The following is a 19,752-nucleotide window of genomic DNA, read 5'->3' as shown; positions in this document are numbered from 1 at the left end:
TCTCGGTATTGTTATTGGATTGGTACGCTATGATAGCTGATACTGCTTTGTCGTATGATATGGTCATTATTGACCGAACGGCCACCCTGTGCATCGATACGATTTAATCAGTTGCCATGACTGCGGCGTGCTGCACCAGCGCCGCCCGGTACGCCCGCGCGAGAAGGCGCGCTGTGTGCGTTGCCGCTCGGTCCTGTATCGCGGCATCCATTCCAATGCCAACCGCATGGCGGCGATCACCATGGGTGCCGTGTTCACTTTTCTGATCGCGCAGTTTTTCCCGATCGTGCAGCTGGAAGTCGGCGGCTACAGCACCAGCGCCACGCTGCTGGGCGCCATCCACGTGTTGTGGACGGAGCAGATGCAGGCGGTGGCGGTGGTGGTGTTCCTGTTCACGATCCTGCTGCCGGCGGTGGAACTGGCTTCCCTGTTGTACGTGACGCTGTCGCTGCGCGCCGGCCGCCGGCCGCCGGGCTTCGACCACCTGCTGCGCGCGGTGGGCCTGGCGCGGCGCTGGGGCATGACGGAGGTGCTGATGATCGGCATCCTGATCACCATCGTCAAGATGACCAGTCTGGCCGAGGTGATCGTGCAGCCGGGCGTGTTCGCGTTCGGCGTGCTGACCATGATGCTGGCGATCGTGGTGTCGTTCGACCCTAAGATTTTGTGGAATATCGGCGAGCACCTGCCGGGACCGGGCCGCGTGGCGCAGAAGACGTTTTCGTACACGGCGCTGGCCAAGGCGCCGCTGCTGGCGTGCCATAGCTGCGGCCTGGTGGAGTCGGTCAAATACACGCTGCGGCACCAGTACTGCGCGCGCTGCGGCGCGCGGCTGCACCGGCGGCATCCGGACAGCGTGGGCCGCACCTGGGCTTTCCTGCTGGCGGCGGCCATCCTGTACATTCCCGCCAACCTGCTGCCGGTGATGTACACGCATTCGCTGTTCGGCCAGGAGGACGACACCATCATCAGCGGCGTGGTGTATTTCTGGACCAGCGGTTCGCCGGCGCTCGCGGTCATCATTTTCATTGCCAGCATCGTGGTGCCGGTGTTGAAGCTGGTGGCGCTGGCACTGCTGGCGTGGACCGCGCAGCGGCGCTCGCGCTGGCAGCCCTTGCAGCGAACGAAGTTGTACCGCATCGTGGAGTTTGTCGGCCGCTGGTCGATGCTCGATATTTTTGTCATTACGCTGACGGTGGCGCTGGTGCGTTTCCAGTCGCTGGCGGTGATTACGGCCGGTCCCGGCGCGCTGGCGTTTTGCGCGGTGGTGGTGCTGACCATGATCGCGTCCATGCAGTTCGATCCCCGCCTGATCTGGGATCCTATCGATACACACGGAGAGAAGCATGTCTGAAAACGAGAACGGCAATCCGCCGTTGCCAGAGCCGGAAGTGGAGAAGCCCAGCCGCATGCCGTCGCTGGTGTGGCTGATCCCCTTGCTGGCGGCGTTGATCGGCCTGACGCTGGTGGTCAAGATGGTGCTGGACCAGGGGCCGACGGTAACGGTGAGCTTCCGCAGCGCCGATGGCCTGGAGCCGGGCAAGACCAAGGTCAAATACAAGGACGTGGATATCGGCCTGGTGAAGACGATCACGCTGGGCAGCGATCTGTCCAAGGTGCTGGTGACCATCGACATGACCAAGGAGGCCAAGCGCTTCACGGCTACCGACACGCGCTTCTGGGTGGTGCGTCCGCGCATCGGCGCCAGCGGCGTGACGGGCCTGAACACCTTGCTGTCCGGCTCCTACATCGGCGTCGATGCAGGCAAGTCGGAGGAGACCACGCACGAATTCGTCGGGCTGGAGAAGCCGCCGCAGGTCACGCGCGACGAGAAGGGCACGTCCTACATGCTGCATGGCGAGTCGTTAGGCTCCGTTGATGTCGGCTCGCCGATTTTCTACCGCCGCATCCAGGTGGGGCAGGTGACCGGTTTTGATCTGGAGGAGAAGGGACGCGGCGTGAAGATGTCGGTGTTTATCAGTGCGCCTTACGATCAGTATGTCGGCAAGAATTCGCGCTGGTGGCATGCCAGCGGCGTCGATGTGAGGCTCGATTCTTCCGGCTTCAAGGTCAACACGCAGTCGCTGGCGGCGCTGCTGGTGGGCGGTATCGCGTTCGAGTCGGTCAGCGGACAGAAACCTTCGACGGCGGCGCCGGCCGGCAGCGACTTTGCGCTGGCGGCGGATCAGGCCAGCGCGTTGCGCGAACCGGACGGCGTGGCGGTGACCACGGTGCTGTACTTCGACCAGTCGCTGCGCGGCCTGTCGGCCGGCGCGCCGGTGGACTTCCGTGGCATCGTCATGGGCGAGGTGCGTTCGGTGGGCGTGGAGTTCGATCCGGTGAAGAAAACCTTCCGCATGCCGGTGACGGTGGATATGTATCCGGCGCGCCTGGGCCGCAACTTTGCGCAAACGGTGGCGGAGGATCAGCAGCGCAATGCCGGCACGCAGGTGCTGGAACGGCTGGTGGCGCGCGGCTTGCGCGGCCAGCTGCGCACCGGGAATCTGCTGACCGGCCAGCTGTATGTGGCGCTGGACTTCTTCCCGAATGCGCCGGCGGCCAGGATCGACACCACGCAGGAGCTGGTGGAAGTGCCGACCGTGCCTAACAGCCTGGATGAACTGCAGACGCAGATTTCCAGCATCGCGCGCAAGCTCGACAAGGTGCCGTTCGAGGACATCGGCAAGAACCTGCGCGATACGCTGAAGAGCGCCGATGTGCTGATGAAGCGCCTCGATGGCCAGGTGGTGCCGGAGATGAAGGATACGCTGGCGGCGGCACGCAAGACCTTTGCCGAAGCCGACCAGCTGCTGCAAAAGGATTCGCCGGTGCAGTCCGACCTGCGCGAGGCCTTGCAGCAGGTGACGCAGACGCTGCAATCGCTGAATGCGCTGACGGATTATCTGGAGCGGCATCCGGAGTCGCTGATACGCGGTAAGGACAAAAAAGGAGATCCGAAATGATGCGTGCATTTGCCATGGCCGCTGTGATGGTGCTGGCCGGTTGCGCCACGCCGCCACCCGAGCACTTCTACAGTCTGAGTAACGGCATGGGCGTGCCGGCTGCGCCGGCGGTGCGCGCCGCTTATTACATCGAGCTGCCGGCGGTGACGGTGCCGCAGCAGTTGACGCGCGCGCAGATGCTGGTGACCACCGGCGAAGGCCGTATGGATCTGCTGGAGCTGGAACGCTGGTCGTCGCTGCCGGCGGCGGAGATCGGCCAGGCGTTGTCGCTGGCGATTTCCGGCGAGCTGGGAACCATCGACGCGTTCCGCACGCCGGTGCCGGACAAGGCGCCGGTGTACCGCATCAGCACCAGCGTGCAGCGCTTTGAATCGGCGCCCGGCAAGTATGCGCTGATCGATGCGGTGTGGAGCGTGCGGCTGGTTGGCAGCACGCAGGTGCTGACCTGCCGCAGCGTGGCGCAGGAGACGGTGGGCGCCGGTTACGATGAACTGGTGGCCGGCCATCGCCGCGCGGTGGCGCGTGTTGGCGCCGACATTTCAAAAGCGGTGCGCGCGCTGGCTGCCGGCGGCACGCCGACCTGCTAGGGATTGATGCAGAGCGCCGCTTCAAAGTGCGCCAGCAGCGCCTGAACCTTTGGCGCGTGCTGTCGGCTGCGTTGCCACAGCAGGTGCAGCGGCAGTCCCTGCGTCGTCAGCTGCGGCAGGATGTTGACGAGTTTTCCTTCGCGGATTTTCTGGTCCACCAGCCAGGTGGGAAACTGCGCCAGGCCCAGTCCCGCTTCCACGGCGGCCACCTGCGATTCGGCCTGGCCGAACACCATGCGGCCGTTGATGTGCTGGCGCGCCAGGGGCGCCGTGCCGTCCTGGATGCGCCACGGCTGCGTGCTGCCGTCGGCGCGGCCGTACAGGATGGCGTCGTAGTTTGGCAGGTCGGACGCGCGCTCCGGCGCGCCATGCGTGGCGATGAAGGCCGGTGCGGCGCAAAAGATCAGTTCTTCATTTCCCAGATGGCGATAGCCCACGGCGGCCGGCCAGGCTTCGTCGCCGCCGATGCGCACCACCACGTCCATGCCGTCTTCGACCACGTCGACAAACCTGTCGGTGTAGGAGATGTGCGGCGTCACCTGCGGATGCTGTGCGGCGAAGGCCAGTAGTGGCGCCAGCACCTTCATGCGACCGAAGGTGGCCGGCAGGTTGATGCGCAGGCGGCCGGAGGGCGTGGCTTCTTCTGCCGACAGCGCGCGTTCCGCCACTTCCAGTTCGTCGAGGATGCGCGTGCAGACCTGGTAGAACGCCGCGCCGGCATCGGTCATTTCCAGCTTGCGCGTGCTGCGTTCGAACAGCTGTTTTTGCAGGCGTTCTTCCAGGCGCGCGATGGCCTTGCCGACGGCGGAGTTGGTCAGGTTCAGGCGCGCGGCGGCGGCGGTGAAGCTGCCGGCGTCGGCGACAGCGACGAAGGTTTCCAGGCCTTTCAGGCGTTCATTGGCACTCATGGAATTTAATTCTATAAAGAGGTGGAATTTATATCCAACACGGGAATTTAAGTCCTGACTATCATGCGGGCTGTTTTTTACCAGGTCAAGCTGCATGTTTACTTCTATTTTGTTGGCCGTCGCGGCATTTGTGATCGTGACGACCGAGTTTTTGATTGTCGGCCTGCTTCCGGCATTGGCGCGTGACCTGGGCATTGCGGTGGCCACGGCGGGCCAGTTGGTCACGCTGTTCGCGGTGGTGGTGATGGTGTGTGGACCATTCCTGACGGCGTGGCTGGCCAATGTGGAGCGCAAGCGCTTGTTCATCGCGATCCTGCTGCTCTTCGCGGCGGCGAATGCGCTGGCGGCGGTGGCGTCGACTATCTGGGTACTGGCGGTGGCGCGCCTGCTGCCGGCGCTGGCGCTGCCGGTGTTCTGGGGCACGGCCAGCGAAACGGCCGCGCAGATTGCCGGACCGGGGCAGGGCGGCCGCGCGGTATCGCGCGTGTATCTTGGGATTTCGGGCGCGATGCTGTTCGGTATTCCGCTTGGTACGCTGGCGTCGGATGCTGTCGGCTGGCGCGGCGCCTTTGCGCTGCTGGCGGCGCTGTCGCTGCTGATCGCGGTGCTGATCTGGGCGCGCATGCCGACCGTGCGCGCCAGCCATCCGGTGCCGATGAGGGCGCAGGCGCAAATCCTGAAGAGCCGGTTCTTCCTGGCGAACGTGGCTTTGTCGGTGCTGGTGTTTACCGCCATGTTCACCGGCTACACCTATCTGGCGGAGATGCTGGAGAAGTCGGCGCACATCGCCCCGGCGCTGGTGGGCTGGTGGCTGATGGGCTTTGGCGCGGTGGGCCTGGTCGGCAACTGGCTTGGCGGGCGCTGGGTCGACCGCAAACCGCTGGCCACCACGGCGGCGTTCTGTGTGATGCTGGCGCTGGGCATGGCGGCGACCATGGCGTTTGCCGGCGCATCGCTGCCGTTCGTGATCGCGCTGGCGGTGTGGGGCGTGGCGAATACCGCGCTGTATCCGGTGTGCCAGATCCGCGTGATGAAAGCGGCGTCGCAGGCGCAGGCGCTGGCCGGCACCATCAACGTCTCGGCGGCCAATGGTGGCATCGCGCTGGGCGCGGTGATCGGCGGCGTCAGCATCTCGGCCTGGGGCGCCGGTACGATCGGTTACGTGTCGGCCGCCATCGCGCTGCTGGCTGCGCTGGCCGCCGCACTTATCCGGCCGCCTGCATCGCCGCAGTAATCTGCGCGCGCAACTTCTGGCATTTCCCGCCGATTTGGTCCGGATCAGCAAATGCATTGACGATGATTCGTCCACCGACAATACGGCGTATATTAGACGTTCATATTTTCGCTGGAGGCATGATGATGAAGGCCCAACTGTACTTTGATGGCTCATCACAGGTGATCAGACTGCCTGAGGGCATGCGCTTGGAGCAACGCGAATTTTACGTTCGACATGACCAACGTAGCGGGGATTTGATATTGTCGAACCGCCTCATGTCGTGGGAAGAGTTTTTTCAGGAAGATGCGCGGGCGTATGTCCCGGCCGATTTCATGTCGGCTGATGATCGCGCACAAGGTATGCAGGCTCGCGATCCCTTTGCAGATGACGATATATGATCACGTATCTGCTCGATACCAGTACGGCAAGCCATATCATTCGCGGTAATCGACCACGGATTATGCAGCGCGTGCTTGGCGCGCCAGCCAGTAGTCTTGCCGTCTCCGTGCTGACTGAGGCGGAGCTTCGGTACGGCGTCGCCAAGCGAGGTCATCCTGTCAGGTTAATAGTCAAGTAGAGAAGTTTCTGTTACAAGTTGCTGTTCTTCCTTGGGAACGCAACTCTGCCTATGCTTATGCAGCTTTGCGTGTCATGCGCGAGGCGGCGGGTGCCCCGCTGGCGGCCATGGATTTATTGATCGCTGCACATGCAAAATCCATTGGCGCCACGCTGGTTACTTGCGATGGCGCGTTCGGTTTTCATCCTGCAGGCCTGAGCCTGGAAGATTGGAGCCTGTAATCAGCCTGCCGCCTGCATCGCTGCGGTGATCTGCGCGCGCAGCCAGGTGTTGGCGGGATCGTTGTCGACGTTGGCGTGCCAGTAGAGGTAGACGTCGAGCGACGGCATGGCCAGCGGCAGCGGCAGGATCTGGTTGTTGAACTGCTGGTTGACGATGCGCGCCAGGCGGTCCGGCATGGTCAGCGCCAGGTCGGTCTGGCTGACCACGCGGCAGGCGGCAAAGTAGTGCTGGCAGCGCAGGCGGATGCGGCGTTGCAGGCCTTGCCGGCTCAGTTCCACATCTTCCAGGCCGGGGCCGCGCCGGCGTGAGCTGGTCTGGATGTGTTCCAGCGCCAGGTAGGTCTCCAGGCTTAGCGCCTTTTTCTTCACCAGCGGATGGCCGCGCCGCACCAGCACCACAGTCTTGTCGCCGGCCAGTTGCGCGCGGCGGATGTCGTTTGGCAGCGGCAGCAGCACGTCGATGGCGGCGTCCAGGGTGCCGGCCGCCAGTTCGCTTTCCAGTTCGCGCCGGCTCACCTGCAAGGTGTTCAGCGTGGCCGATGGCGCTTCCCGCGCGATGCCGGCCATCAGCGGCGGCAGCACGCTCGCTTCCAGTACGTCGCGCACGGCCAGCGAGAAACTGCGTTCGCTGCTGGCGGCGTCGAAACGCGCGGCGCCGGTCAGCGTCACTTCAAAGCCGCGCAGCGCGCGCCGTACCGGGTCGATGATGGAGCGGGCCAGCGGCGTCGGCGTCATCACGTGGCCCTGGCGTTCGAACAGCGGGTCGTCGAACAGCTGGCGCAGGCGGTTCAGCGCATGGCTGATGGCCGGCTGCGTCAGGTTCATCTTCAGGCTGGCGCGCGTGATGCTGCCTTCCGTATAGATCGCTTCCAGCACGATGAACAGGTTCAGATCGACTTTTGATATATGCATGAGATTAATCCGATTCAATTAATTCTATTCATTTGATGAATTATAGGCCGCCCGGTAAGCTACAGGTCTCGGAGGAGGCGATATGGGACAAATTTTTCTGGTGCGGCACGGGCAGGCATCGTTCGGCAAGGCCAATTACGATCAGCTGTCGGAGCTGGGCTACGAGCAGGCGCGCCTGCTGGGGCAGTGGTACGCCAACACGCATCAGTCCTTCAACAAGGTGATCACCGGCGGCATGGCGCGCCACCGGCAGACGGCCGACACCTGCCTGGCGGAGCTGCCGAAAAAGCAGCTGCTCGATGCCGAGTGGATCACCGACGAGGATTTCGCCGAGTTCAATCATCACGAGGTGTTGCTGCGCCATTGCCCGGAGGTGGCCGACGCCGTCGCCTTCAAGGCGCTGCTGGCCAGCCACGTCGATCCGCCGCGCGCGCTGGAGCATCTGTTCCGCGCCGCCATGCAGCGCTGGATGAGTGGCTGGCATGACGGCGACTACGGAGAAACCTGGCCGGACTTCCGCCGCCGCTGCGTGCGCGCGCTGGAACGGCTGGATACCGACAGCAGCAAGCAGACCACCATCGTGTTCACTTCCGGCGGCGTGATCTCGGCGCTGATGCAGCACCTGCTGGGCTTGCAGGATTTCCAGGTGATGGAGCTGAACTGGACGCTGGCGAATGGCGCCGTCACCAAGCTGCTGCAGCGGCCCGGCCAGTTCACCTTGAGCTACCTGAATAACTACGCGCATCTGGAATGGCTCGGCCAGCCAGGCGCGATCACCTACCGCTAGGAGACAAACATGGATTTCGATTACAGCCCGAAAGTAAAGCAACTCCAGGCCAAACTGACGGCCTTCATGGACGAGCATATCTACCCGAACGAAGCGGCCTTCCACGCCGAGATCGACGCCAACCGCGCCGCCGGCAACGCCTGGGTACCGACGCAGCTCATGGAGCAGCTGAAGCTGAAAGCGCGCGCCGCCGGGCTGTGGAATCTGTTCCTGCCGGACTCGGACCAGGGCGCCGGCCTGACCAACCTGGAATACGCGCCGCTGTGCGAAATCATGGGGCGCGTGCACTGGGCACCGGAAGTGTTCAACTGCTCGGCGCCGGACACCGGCAACATGGAAGTGCTGGCGCGCTACGGCACGCCGGAGCAGCAGAAGCAGTGGCTGGAGCCGCTGCTCGACGGCCGTATCCGCTCGTGCTTCGGCATGACCGAGCCGGCGGTGGCGTCGTCGGACGCGACCAATATCGAAAGCTCCATCGTGCGCGACGGCGACGAGTATGTGATCAACGGCCGCAAGTGGTGGTCGTCCGGCGCCAACGATCCGCGCTGCGCGGTGTTCATCTTCATGGGCAAGAGCGATCCGGACAACGCCAGCCGCCACAAGCAGCAGTCCATGATACTGGTGCCGCGCGATACGCCGGGCGTCAACATCCTGCGCCACCTGCCGGTGTTCGGCTTTGACGACGCGCCGCACGGTCACGCCGAAATCGTGTTCGACAATGTGCGTGTGCCGGCCACCAACTTGCTGCTGGGCGAGGGACGCGGTTTCGAAATCGCCCAGGGCCGGCTGGGACCGGGCCGCATCCACCACTGCATGCGCCTGATCGGCCTGGCCGAACGGGCGTTGGCGCAGATGTGCAAGCGCAGCCTGTCGCGCGTGGCATTTGGCAAGCCGGTGGCGGAGCAGGGCGTGACGCTGGAACGCATCGCCGAGTCGCGCATTCTGATCGACCAGGCGCGCCTGCTGGTGCTCAACGCCGCGCACATGATGGACACGGTGGGCAACAAGGTGGCGGCCAAGGAAATCGCCATGATCAAGGTGGCGGCGCCGAACATGGCCTGCCAGGTGATCGACTGGGCGATCCAGATCCAGGGCGGCGGCGGCATGGCCGATCCCTTCCTGGCCCATGCCTACGCCAGCGCCCGCTCGCTGCGGCTGGCCGACGGGCCGGACGAGGTACACCGTTCGCAGATCGGCAAGATGGAACTGGGGCGCTATAAATAGTTATCTCCAAAGCAAGGTAATCGTTTTCCGTTGAACTGTTGCGTAGCAGGCTCATAGGTGTCGACTTGTCGTTGACATCTTGAGAAGCCTGCTTTAATCTTTGACACCACGCAAGTTAAACGATTAACTAAAACAAAAAGCTGGAGACGACGATGAAAAAACCTATCCTTCTGACGCCAATGGCGTCGGCCCTGGCGCTGGCCTTGCTGTCCATGAACGCCCACGCGCAACAAGAAGAATCGAGCAGCAAACCTGGCACGCTGGAGACTGTAGTGGTGACCGCAAATAAACGCGTCGAAAAATTGGAAAGCGTTCCAATGGCGATTTCGGTGATGAGCGAACAGGAAATCCAGCGCACCAATATCCGCGAAATCGAGGACGTGGTGGCGATGATGCCATCGCTGACGCTGAACTCGGGCACCACCGCCGCCAACAACGCCATCTTCATGCGCGGCATCGGCACCGTTTCGGTCGGCATCGGCGTCGAGTCGGACGTGGCGGTGATCATCGATGACATCCCGATCGCCACCCAGTTCCAGGCCTTCAAGGATCTGGCCGACGTGTCGCGCATCGAGGTGCTGAAAGGCCCGCAGAGCACGCTGTTCGGTAAATCCGCCGTGGCCGGCGCCGTCAACATCGTCACCAAGCCGATCTCCGGCCCGATGGTGTACCGCGCCAGCACCTACCTGACCAACGACCACGAATGGCGCGTCAACGCCTCGGCCGGCGGCCAGCTGGACGAACACTTCGGCCTGCGCATCTACGCCGGCAAGAGCCGCCTGCCGGGCACCTTCCACAACCTGACCGACGGCAAGGACGTCAACGGTTCGGGCGGCAAGACCTTCATGGCCAAGCTGCAATGGAATCCGATCGACACGGTGCAGGTGGACCTGACGCCACGCTATAACTTCCAGGACAACTCGCGCGGCGTCACCGCCGTCAACGGCTTCAACCTGCGCACCGGTTCGGCTGCGGCCGGCAATGTGGTGTCGACGCCGATCGGCCTGAACGGCGTGTACCTGAACGGCAATCCGCTGCTGCCGGCCACCTCGGTGCTGGCCGGCATCAACGTCAACGACCCGAACAACCGCAATGTGCGCCGCGATTTCCCGACCGGGCTGATTTCCAGCGACCGTGGCGTCGGCCTGAAGGTGTCGTGGACGCTGCCGAATGATGCGCAGCTGATGTCGATCACCTCGTGGAGCAAATACCTGGCCAACGATTTCCGCGACCAGGACTTCACCGACGTGCCGACCATCGCCGTCGCCGGCTCGACCATCCCGACCGTGGGCAACAACCAGTTCGGCACCTACGACATCCGCTCGAAGACACAGGAGTTCCGCTATGTGTCGCCGGACACCGGCAACTTCAAGTACGTGGCAGGCCTGTGGCTGGCGCACAACGAGATCTACCGCCACTTCATCCGCGGCTACTGCGTGGCGCCGACGGTGTGCAACGCCAATTCGCCGTCGAGCCCGACCAACTACTACACCGACATCTACAACACCAACAAGGCGGTGTTCGGCCAGGCGTCGTGGGAATTCATGCCGACCTGGACGCTGACCGGCGGCCTGCGCGTCAACGAAGAGATTTCGGGCTACCACTACAAGCGCAACTACTTCACCAACCAGCTGGATGAGGCGTCGTTCACGCCGGGCCCGGTGGGCGTCGACCAGTTCCAGAGCACCGGCAACACCGACCACGCCACCACCGGCAAGATCAGCCTGCAGAAGCAGATCACGCCGGAGTGGATGGTGTATTCGCAGGTGTCGACCGGCTACAAGGGCGAGGCGTATGACGTGACCTCGGGCCTGAAGGCGTCGGCGGCGTTCCCGGTACGTCCGGAAACCAGCCAGAGCTTCGAGCTGGGCACCAAGGCCAACCTGTTCAACAGCCGCCTGTCGATCGCGGCCACGTACTTCAAGTCGGACTTCTTCAATTACCAGCAGAACGTGACCTACGTGCTGCCGAACGATCCGACCATCTACAGCCAGCTCAATTCGATTCCGAACATCGCCACCCACGGCTTTGAACTGGATGTGAACGCGCTGGCGGCCAAGGATCTGACGATCAATGGGGCGCTGGCCTTCACGCTGCCGACCATCGAGAAGTGGGCCAACGGTCCGTGCTTCGCCGATTCGACCAACGTGGCGGTGGGCGGCACCAAGCTGGCGGCCAACGGTTCGATCGCCGGCCAGAACACCGCCTGCTTCCCGATTTCGCCGGGGTCGACCACCGGTGTGCAGAATCTGAACAACACCGTCTTCCCGGGTACGTCGAAGATCAGGCTGAACATCGGCGCCAACTACGAGTTCGGTATTCCAAAGATGCCGCTCAAGGGCTTTGTGAACGTGAACGTGCGTTATCAGAGCAAATACAACACCAACATCAACAACGATCCGAACTCGGTCAACGATCCGTACAGCATTACCGACCTGGGCTTCGGCGTGCGCGATCCGCAGGACAAGTACAAGGTGAGCTTCCGCGTCAACAATCTGTTCGATCGCTTCTATATTCCGAATGCGAACGCCAGTGGTCCGTCGTCGTTCCGCGCCGGTCCGACCGCGACGTCGCCGCAGGTTTCGGCCAGCAGCTGGGTGCCGCCGCGTGATGTGTTCCGCTACTTCAGCGTGAAGCTGGATGTGAAATTCTAAGCATTATGCGTCTGGTGAATCTCTGGCATCAGAAAGATAAATTGGATAAACAGGCCGCCGACCGGCATGATTGCACCTGTCTCCTCTATTCTCCTCCAAGGAAATAGATTTAGCCCGCTCTCGTAGCGGGCTTTTTTTTTGCCTGGTCAAACGCGACGTCTTCAAGGCGGAAGCGGTACCTGCGCCGGGCCTGGCGTCGCGCGGCCGGGGCCACGGGGAGCTGGAGCGGCTACCTGTGTCTATGCGTGACAAATGTCACGGCAGAAAGTGACGTTTGTCTGCTGTGCGGCGGCGGCGAGGTGCGTAGAATGACTTACATCAGCAGAACACATGCAACAAGCAACAACGCAGTACCTAAAACCTGAACCCCGTTTTAGTTGACGTAGTTTTTACTTTCCAATCAACTTTAACGAGGATTCAATCATGAACGCAATCACCAACTTCATCCGCAACGAAGACGGCATCACCGCTATCGAATACGCTCTGATGGCTGCCGCCATCGCCGCCGCGATCACCGCCGGCCTGACCATCCTGGGCCCGAAAATCACCGCTTCGCTGACCTACATCTCCGGCCTGATCAAATCGTCGTAATCTGATTCAGCCGAAAAAAACCGGACCTCGCGTCCGGTTTTTTTATGCCTTGCGCTCCAGCGGCAGCCACAGCGTGAACAGCGTGCCGGCCGGATTGGACTGCCAGTTGACCGTCCCTTCCACCGACGCCGCCCGCCGCCGCTGGTTCTGCAGCCCGCGTCCGCCAGCCTGATACAGGGTCTGGGCGACATCGAAGCCGCCGCCGTTGTCGGCGATGTGCACCTGCACGCCATCGGCGCCGGAGGTGGTGCCGACGCGGATCTCGGTGGCCCGCGTGTGGCGCAGGATGTTGGCAATGCTTTCCTGCACGATGCGCAGAATGTGCAGCGCGCTGGACGGGTTCAGCCACGGCAGGGCCGGCAGCTCGCGCACTTCCCACAGCAGCTTGACGCCGGTGCCCTCCAGGCGCGGCTCCAGGCGGAAGCGCAGCGTGGCCAGCAACAGCAGCAGGTCAGCTTCAACCGGCTCCATCGAATCGATGGTCAGCTTGAGGTCATCCAGACAATCTTTCAGGATCTGCGACACGCGCTCGTCGCTGATATTGCCGCGCTCCACCGAGCGGATCGCGCTGATCAGCGAAGAACCGAGGCCGTCGTGCATGTCCTGCATCAGCCGCTGGCGCTCGTCGCTGATGGTCTGGCGCAGTTCGATTTCGCGCAGGCGCTGGTGGCTGGCCTCCAGCTCCGCCTCGCGTTTTTTCAGCCGCTCGGCCAGGCTGGCGTTGACCAGCTCCACTTCGGCAATCGCATCGACATAGCGGCGGTACATCAGCGCGCCGAAGGTGATGAAGCACACGGCCGGCGCATAGGCGCCCAGATACCAGCCTTCCGCGCTGATGACGTTATTCTGCAACAGCCAGTCCGACATACCCATCAAGGTACAGGCCAGCAGGCCGTACACCACCATCCTGCCCTCCAGCGAATGGCGCCAGGCGCAGTAGCCGCCGACCACGCAGGCGACCAGGCTCATCACCGGCGCCACCAGGTAGATGATCGGCGTCACGGTCGGCATGTTCGGCAGCACCGCCAGCAGCGGCCATGTCAGCACGCCGATCAGCAGCGTGACGGCGACCAGGCCGCGCGTCAGCCACGCCAGCGGACGCTGATGCAACTGGCACAGGAAGAAATGCACCGCCAGCACCAGCCAGAACAGCGAATTGACCGTCAGCCAGGCAAACCAGTCGTTGGCGACCGGCAGGTCGACATAGAAGTGCAGGCCGCGCAGGAACGCCGTGGCCGCCAGGTTGAAGAACAGCAGATAGGCGATTTCACGCGGCCGGCGCAGCCAGACGAACACGGCGAACACACCCACCGCCATGAAGGCCGCGCTGAGCATGGCCGGCAACTGCTGTTGCAGCCACAGCCGCACCTGATACGACGGCCGCAGCACATCGGCCGGTCCCAGCCGCAGCGACGACAGCGCCGTCTGCGAGGCCGGGCTGTGTTCCAGCCGCAGCAGGATCTCGCGCACCGGCGGGCTGCCGGGCCCGTTGTCCAGCGTGAACCACAGCGGCGTGCGGGTGCTGTTCCACGACGGCCCGTTCTGCTGCGCCTGGTGCGCCAGCTTGCCGTTGATGTAGACGGCGATGGTGCCGTCGGTCTTGACGCGCACGCCGTACAGGGCCAGCCGCGACGTCACCGGCAGGCCGTCCACCGCCACCTTCAGCCAGCTGACGTGCACCGCGTGCGGCGGCGTGCCGCTGGCGCCGGACTCGGCCTGGCGCAGCAGCGCGATCGACGGGCTGAACGGCAGCGCCACCAGTTGCCAGGACGGCGGCAGGGTGGCGCTGTCGATCGTGGCGGGCGGCGCCGAGTAGCCGGGCGCGACGGTTTCCTGCCAGCTGGCCTGGGTCAGGCGCAGGGTGGCGGCCGGGCCGTGGTGGCCGTCGTTGTCGAGGTAGAGCGAGGCGGCCGCGATCAATACCGCCACCGAGAACAGCAGCAGGAGCGGCGCCATCAGGCGCGATGCCCGCACCATCAGGATAGCAATCCCTGGGTGCGCGCCTCGTAGATGGCCTCGGCCTTGGAAGAGACCTTGAGCTTGCTGTAGATGCGCCGCACAAAGGTGCGCACGGTGAAGTGCGACAGCTGCATCAGCCCGGCGATCTCGTGCACGGTGAAGCCCTTGGTGATGTAGTCCAGCACTTCCTTCTCGCGCTGCGACAGCAGCGACGTCTCGTCGGCGGCTTGGCTGGGGCTGGCCGGGGCGGTGGGCGTGTTGCGGAAGCGCGCCAGCACCTGGCGCGCGATGATCGGGCTGATTGGACTGCCGCCGTTGGCCAGGCTGCGGATTTCGTCGCACATCTTGGACGGCGAGCTGTCCTTCAGCAGGTAGCCGGCGGCGCCGGCCTCGATCGAGCGCATGACATGGGTCTCGTCGCCGAAATTGGTGCTGACCATGATGCTGCAGCTGGGCCATTGCAAGGCCGCCGCGCGGATCACGGCGATGCCCGAGCCGTCCGGCAGGCCGAGATCGACCAGCAGCACGTCGGCCGGCGGCCCGGACAGCAGGGCCAGGCCCTCGGCCTGGGTGGCGGCGCGGCCAACCAGTTGCATGTCGGCGCACTCCTGCACCACCACGCTGAGCGCGTTGCTGAAATCGGGATCGTCCTCGACGATGGCGACGTGGATCAGGCGGGTATCGTGTGGGTCAGCTTGGTTCATGCGGTCATTTTACGCTGGAAGAGGCCGGTCGAAAGGGCTGGCGCAGCCCTTGTAGCACTTTCGTGCTACATACAGGCCGCAGGTGGCAACCTACAATGAAGCTGGTTTTATCAGCACCGCACATTCATGCATGTTCAAGACAATTTGCCGCCGTCCGGCGTCCGTCCTCTACGCCGCCCGCTACTGGAACTCTCCTTGACCGGCCAGCCGCGCTCGTGGCAGGTGCGCGAGCACCGCTACCGCTGCACCGGCTACGGCCGCGCGCGCTGGGGCATGGAGCTGGCCGACGTGATGGCCGCCATCGCCGCCGAGCATCCGAAGGCGCAAGCCTCGCTGCAACACAATATCGACCGCCTCAGCGGCGAGCAGTGGCTGGAGCTGACGGTGCCGTCGCTGCGGCCCGGTCCGCCCGGCCCGGCGCGGCTGCGCTACCTGTTCGACGCCGACACCGTGCGCCTGTGCGAAGTGCACCTGCACTGGATCAGCAGCGGCGACCCGTCGCAGGAACAGCGGCTGCCGCTGGTGCAGGCGGCCAGCCGCCTGGCCGGCGAGCTGATGAGTTATCGCTGGTCGGGCCTGAGCACCCTGCGCGGCGCCGTGCGCGGTCCCGGCGCCTTGCTGCTGTTCTCCGGCCGCGACGAGCAGGGCGCCACCGTCGAAATCAGCCTCGACGGCGTCGCCTTCGACGTCGAACGCCCCGGCGCGCCGGGCCAGCCCGAACACCGCCCGGCCCCCCGCGGCCCGGCGGCCCTGCGCGTCTCCTATATCGCCGGCTAACTCCGGGGTCAGGTCCCCCATTTCTACACGAGCTGTGCCGTAGCGCTGCTACGGCACAGCTCGTGTAGAAATGGGGGACCTGACCCCGGATCTGTATGCGCATACAGTATAATTCCGGCATGACGCACTCCGCACAAACCGGCTTCATCCTGACCCGCCACTGGCGCGACACGCCCAGCGGCACGGAGATCGATTTCTGGCTGGCGACCGACGCCGGCCCCAGGAAAGTCCGCCTCACCGCCCAGACCTCGGTGGCTTTCGCCGAGGCGTCGCTGCGCGAGGCGATCGCGGCGCAGATCGCGCCCGACGCCGGCATCGAATTGCGCGACCTGCAACTGAAGACTTTCCAGCAGCAGCCGGTGATCGGCATCTACGCCTCGCGCTACAAGCAGCTGACGGCGCTGGAACGCGCGCTGCGCGACCACGGCATCAAACTGTTCGAGGCCGACATCCGCCCGCCCGAACGCTATCTGATGGAGCGCTTCATCACCGCCACCGTGCACACCGAGGGCGGTCACGCCACCGGCCACGTCCTCCACAACTGCAAGCTCAAGCCCGCGCCGGATTACCGGCCGACACTGAAGATGGTGTCGCTCGACATCGAAACCAGCGCCTTCGGCGACCTGTACTCGATCGCGCTGGAAGGCTGCGGCCAGCGCCAGGTCTATATGCTGGGCGAGACGCCGGCCGAGGCGCCCGCCGTCGACTTCGACCTCGAATACTGCGCCACGCCGCGCCAGCTGATCGAGCGCCTGAACGCCTGGATGGCGCGACACGATCCCGACGTGCTGATCGGCTGGAACGTGGTGCAGTTCGACCTGCACGTGCTGCAAAAGAACGCCGACAAGCACAAGGTGCCGCTGGCGCTGGGCCGCGAAGGCAAGGGCATCGAATGGCGCGAGCATCCGGGCAAGCAGGGCTATCTGTTCGCGCCGCTGCCGGGCCGCATCATCCTCGACGGCATCGACGCGCTGAAAGCCGCCTCCTGGATGTTCCCCTCGTTCAGCCTGGAAAACGTGGCCCAGTCCATGCTTGGCGAAGGCAAGGAAATCGGCACCGACTACGACAAGATGGCCGAAATCGAACGCCGCTTCCACCACGACAAGCCGGCGCTGGCCACCTACAACCTGAAGGACTGCGAACTGGTCACGCGCATCTTCGACAAGGCCAATCTGCTGGCCTTCATGATCGAACGCGCCACCGTGACCGGCCTGCAGGCCGACCACCTGGGCGGTTCCATCGCCGCCTTCTCGCATCACTACCTGCCGCGCATGCACCGCGAAGGCTATGTGGCGCCGAACGTGGGCGACGTCAGCGGCGGCGCCTCGCCGGGCGGCTTCGTCATGGATTCCAAGCCGGGCCTGTACGATTCGGTGGTGGTGCTCGACTACAAGAGCCTGTACCCGTCGATCATCCGCACCTTCCTGGTCGATCCGGTCGGGCTGGTCGAAGGCGAGGCGGCCACCGATCCGGCCACGGTGGTGGAGGGCGTCAACGGCACCGTGTTCTCGCGCGACAAGCACTGCCTGCCGGCCATCACCACCGACATCTGGAAGCAGCGCGACGCCGCCAAGCGCGCCAGGAACGAGCCGCTGTCGCAGGCGCTCAAGCTGCTGATGAATTCCTTCTGCGGCGTGCTGGGCGCGACCGAATGCCGCTTCTTCAATCCGCGCCTGGTGTCGTCGGTCACGCTGCGCGGCCACCAGATGATGAAGCAGACGCGTTCGCTGGTGGAGGCAGAGGGCTACGACGTCATCTACGGCGACACCGACTCCATCTTCATCTGGCTGAAAAAGGAATACCCGAACGCCGAAGCGCTGGCCATCGGCCAGGGCCTGGCCGACCAGATCAACCAGTGGTGGCGCACCATGCTGAAGACCAGGCACGGCCTCGACTGCCACCTCGAAATCGAATTCGACACGCACTACCGCAAGTTCTTCATGCCGACCATCCGCGGCACCGACATGGGCAGCAAGAAGCGCTACGCCGGCCTGACCTTCAACAGCAAGGGCGAGGACGAAGTCATCTATCGCGGCCTGGAAGTGGCGCGCAGCGACTGGACGCCGCTGGCGCAGCAGTTCCAGCAAGGCCTGTTCCTGCGCATCTTCAAGGACCAGCCCTACCAGGACTTCGTGCGCGAGTACGCCGAGAAAACCCTGTCCGGCGACTACGACGACCTGCTGGTCTACCGCAAGCGCCTGCGCCAGCCGCTGGACGAATACAAGGTCAACGTGCCGCCGCAAGTGCGCGCCGCGCGCATCGCGGATGAGTACAATCAGGCGCAACGCCGTCCGCTGCGCTACCAGAACGGAGGCTGGATCAGCTACGTGATGACCACCGGCGGCCCGGAGCCGCTCGAAGCGCTGCGCTCGAATATCGATTACGAGCACTACCTGACCAAGCAGCTGCAGCCGATCGCCGATTCGATCCTGCTGCCGATGCACGACAGTTTCACCAGCCTGACGACGGCGCAAGCCAGCCTTTTCTAACGGAGACTTTATGCACGAGTTCAAGAAGCTGCACGATGGCAGCCAGTTGCTGCACCTGCCCAACGCCTGGGACGCCGGCAGCGCGCGCCTGTTCGAAAGCCTGGGCGCCACCGCCATCGCCACCACCAGCGCCGGCGTGGCCTGGGCCCAGGGCTATGCCGACAACGACCACCTGCCGGTCGACAGCGCGGTGGCGGTGGCCGCCAACATCGCCCGCGTGCTGAAGGTGCCGCTGTCGGTGGATTTTGAAAACGGTTACTCGGCCGATCCCGACCAGGTTGCGCGCAACGTGCTGCGCCTGATCCAGGTCGGCGTGGCCGGCATCAACCTGGAAGACGGCAACGACGCGCCGTCGCTGCTGGCCGCCAAGATCGGCGCCATCAAGCAACTGGCCGCGCAGTCGGGCCGCGACATCTTCATCAACACCCGCACCGACGTCTACCTGCGCGGCCTGGCGCCGGAAGGCGAGCACGTGGCCGAGGTACTGAAGCGCGCCGTCATCTACAAGGCGGCCGGCGCCGATGGTCTGTTCGTGCCCGGCCTGTGCAAGGTCGACGAGATCAAGGCCGTGGTGGCCGGCGCCGGTCTGCCGGTGAACGTGATGGACTGGCCCGACCTGCCGCCGGCCGACCAGTTGCACCAGCTGGGCGTGGCGCGCCTGAGCGCCGGCAGCGGCATTCCGCAGGCCTTGTGGTCGGTCGCCGCCGGCATGGCCAAAAGCTTCCTCGACACCGGCAACGCCGGCCCGCTGATCGCCAGGGCCATGCCCTACGGCGACCTGCAGGCGCTGTTCCCGTAAGGCGCCGTGGTTTACGCCTTGGCTTTCGCGGTGCTGAACGCCACCAGTTGCAGCAGGCCGCCGGCCATGGCGAAGTTCTTCAGCAGGTTGATCAGCTGATTCTGGTCGGCGATGTTGTTGTGGAAGGCCAGCGCGGTCACGATCGAGAACGCGGCCAGGACGGCGGCCACGATGCGGGTCTTGAAGCCGAACGCCAGCGCCAGGCCGCCGCCCAGTTCCACCGCCAGCGCGATGGCAAAGCCCAGCGGCGCCAACGGCAGGCCGGACGAGGCGATGTAGCCGATGGTGGCGGCCGGCGCCATGATCTTGCCGATGCCGCTGAAGACGAAGATGGTGGCCATCAGCACGCGGCCGATGGTGGAAATGAGGTTGCTGTTCATGATG

Annotated in this window: 18 protein-coding genes; 13 read left to right on the top strand and 5 right to left on the bottom strand. The window is 64.3% G+C overall.

Going from position 1 to position 19,752, the window contains the following annotated elements:
• Window positions 1–88 precede the first annotated feature (88 nt).
• Genes GJ695_RS04015 through GJ695_RS04005 form a run of 3 tightly spaced genes read left to right on the top strand, consistent with a single transcriptional unit; the run spans window position 89 to window position 3,550 of the window.
• Window positions 89–1,354 carry a paraquat-inducible protein A gene (locus GJ695_RS04015; RefSeq protein ID WP_166455077.1) on the top strand — a complete coding sequence of 422 codons (1,266 nt, stop codon included), beginning with the start codon at window positions 89–91 and terminating at the stop codon, window positions 1,352–1,354.
• Window positions 1,347–2,963, top strand: coding sequence for a PqiB family protein (locus GJ695_RS04010; RefSeq protein ID WP_154362320.1), 1,617 nt, complete (start codon window positions 1,347–1,349; stop codon window positions 2,961–2,963). Before GJ695_RS04015 ends, GJ695_RS04010 begins: the two co-directional genes overlap by 8 nt.
• Window positions 2,960–3,550 carry a PqiC family protein gene (locus tag GJ695_RS04005; protein WP_154362319.1) on the top strand — a complete coding sequence of 197 codons (591 nt, stop codon included), beginning with the start codon at window positions 2,960–2,962 and terminating at the stop codon, window positions 3,548–3,550. The genes GJ695_RS04010 and GJ695_RS04005 overlap by 4 nt, the downstream gene beginning before the upstream one ends.
• On the opposite strand, the gene GJ695_RS04000 is transcribed toward GJ695_RS04005, so the two are convergent.
• Window positions 3,547–4,458 carry a LysR family transcriptional regulator gene (locus GJ695_RS04000; protein ID WP_154362318.1) on the bottom strand — a complete coding sequence of 304 codons (912 nt, stop codon included), beginning with the start codon at window positions 4,456–4,458 and terminating at the stop codon, window positions 3,547–3,549. The genes GJ695_RS04005 and GJ695_RS04000 overlap by 4 nt on opposite strands.
• 94 nt (window positions 4,459–4,552) lie before the next feature.
• Here GJ695_RS04000 and GJ695_RS03995 point away from each other — a divergent pair, with 94 nt between their 5' ends.
• The 3 genes from GJ695_RS03995 (at window position 4,553) to GJ695_RS29960 (ending at window position 6,472) form a co-directional block, all read left to right on the top strand.
• On the top strand, window positions 4,553–5,692 hold the full coding sequence (locus GJ695_RS03995; RefSeq protein WP_154362317.1) for an MFS transporter: 1,140 nt from the start codon (window positions 4,553–4,555) through the stop codon (window positions 5,690–5,692).
• Between the two features lie 119 nt (window positions 5,693–5,811).
• Window positions 5,812–6,072 (top strand): AbrB/MazE/SpoVT family DNA-binding domain-containing protein, encoded by a 261-nt coding sequence (locus GJ695_RS03990; RefSeq protein WP_154362316.1) that lies wholly within the window; start codon window positions 5,812–5,814, stop codon window positions 6,070–6,072.
• Window positions 6,073–6,259: 187 nt separating this feature from the next.
• A complete protein-coding gene (locus GJ695_RS29960) occupies window positions 6,260–6,472 on the top strand; it encodes a PIN domain-containing protein (protein WP_229260389.1) in 213 nt (70 codons plus the stop codon).
• Here the strand turns inward: GJ695_RS29960 and GJ695_RS03980 are convergent, their stop codons facing one another.
• Window positions 6,473–7,384 (bottom strand): LysR family transcriptional regulator, encoded by a 912-nt coding sequence (locus GJ695_RS03980; RefSeq protein WP_154362315.1) that lies wholly within the window; start codon window positions 7,382–7,384, stop codon window positions 6,473–6,475.
• An 82-nt stretch (window positions 7,385–7,466) separates the two neighbouring features.
• Between GJ695_RS03980 and GJ695_RS03975 the strand changes: the two genes are divergently transcribed.
• From GJ695_RS03975 to GJ695_RS03960, 4 genes are all read left to right on the top strand, one after another.
• Complete coding sequence (locus tag GJ695_RS03975) at window positions 7,467–8,171, top strand: histidine phosphatase family protein (protein ID WP_154362314.1); 705 nt, start codon at window positions 7,467–7,469, stop codon at window positions 8,169–8,171.
• Window positions 8,172–8,180: 9 nt separating this feature from the next.
• Window positions 8,181–9,395 (top strand): acyl-CoA dehydrogenase family protein, encoded by a 1,215-nt coding sequence (locus GJ695_RS03970; RefSeq protein WP_154362313.1) that lies wholly within the window; start codon window positions 8,181–8,183, stop codon window positions 9,393–9,395.
• Window positions 9,396–9,547: 152 nt separating this feature from the next.
• Entirely contained in the window at window positions 9,548–12,049 is a 2,502-nt protein-coding gene (locus tag GJ695_RS03965) for a TonB-dependent receptor (protein ID WP_154362312.1), read from the top strand.
• 423 nt (window positions 12,050–12,472) lie between these two features.
• The gene (locus GJ695_RS03960; protein ID WP_154356438.1) at window positions 12,473–12,640 is read left to right on the top strand and encodes a Flp family type IVb pilin; all 168 of its coding nucleotides are present in this window, start codon (window positions 12,473–12,475) and stop codon (window positions 12,638–12,640) included.
• Between the two features lie 42 nt (window positions 12,641–12,682).
• On the opposite strand, the gene GJ695_RS03955 is transcribed toward GJ695_RS03960, so the two are convergent.
• Both GJ695_RS03955 and GJ695_RS03950 read right to left on the bottom strand, forming a co-directional pair.
• Entirely contained in the window at window positions 12,683–14,596 is a 1,914-nt protein-coding gene (locus GJ695_RS03955) for a sensor histidine kinase (protein WP_229260375.1), read from the bottom strand.
• A 20-nt stretch (window positions 14,597–14,616) separates the two neighbouring features.
• A complete protein-coding gene (locus GJ695_RS03950; RefSeq protein WP_154362310.1) occupies window positions 14,617–15,303 on the bottom strand; it encodes a response regulator transcription factor in 687 nt (228 codons plus the stop codon).
• 195 nt (window positions 15,304–15,498) lie between these two features.
• Between GJ695_RS03950 and GJ695_RS03945 the strand changes: the two genes are divergently transcribed.
• The 3 genes from GJ695_RS03945 (at window position 15,499) to GJ695_RS03935 (ending at window position 19,368) form a co-directional block, all read left to right on the top strand.
• Complete coding sequence (locus GJ695_RS03945) at window positions 15,499–16,080, top strand: hypothetical protein (protein ID WP_154362309.1); 582 nt, start codon at window positions 15,499–15,501, stop codon at window positions 16,078–16,080.
• Window positions 16,081–16,199: 119 nt separating this feature from the next.
• The gene (locus GJ695_RS03940) at window positions 16,200–18,569 is read left to right on the top strand and encodes a DNA polymerase II (protein ID WP_154362308.1); all 2,370 of its coding nucleotides are present in this window, start codon (window positions 16,200–16,202) and stop codon (window positions 18,567–18,569) included.
• Between the two features lie 10 nt (window positions 18,570–18,579).
• Entirely contained in the window at window positions 18,580–19,368 is a 789-nt protein-coding gene (locus GJ695_RS03935) for an isocitrate lyase/PEP mutase family protein (RefSeq protein ID WP_154362307.1), read from the top strand.
• Between the two features lie 11 nt (window positions 19,369–19,379).
• Here GJ695_RS03935 and GJ695_RS03930 read toward each other — a convergent pair whose 3' ends face one another.
• Window positions 19,380–19,748: a DoxX family protein gene (locus GJ695_RS03930; protein WP_154362306.1), complete on the bottom strand. Its 369-nt coding sequence runs from the start codon at window positions 19,746–19,748 to the stop codon at window positions 19,380–19,382.
• Window positions 19,749–19,752: the final 4 nt, after the last annotated feature.

The organism is Duganella alba (assembly GCF_009674495.1).
Lineage (GTDB): Bacteria > Pseudomonadota > Gammaproteobacteria > Burkholderiales > Burkholderiaceae_D > Rugamonas > Rugamonas alba.
This window is presented reverse-complemented; position numbering and strand designations above follow the sequence as displayed.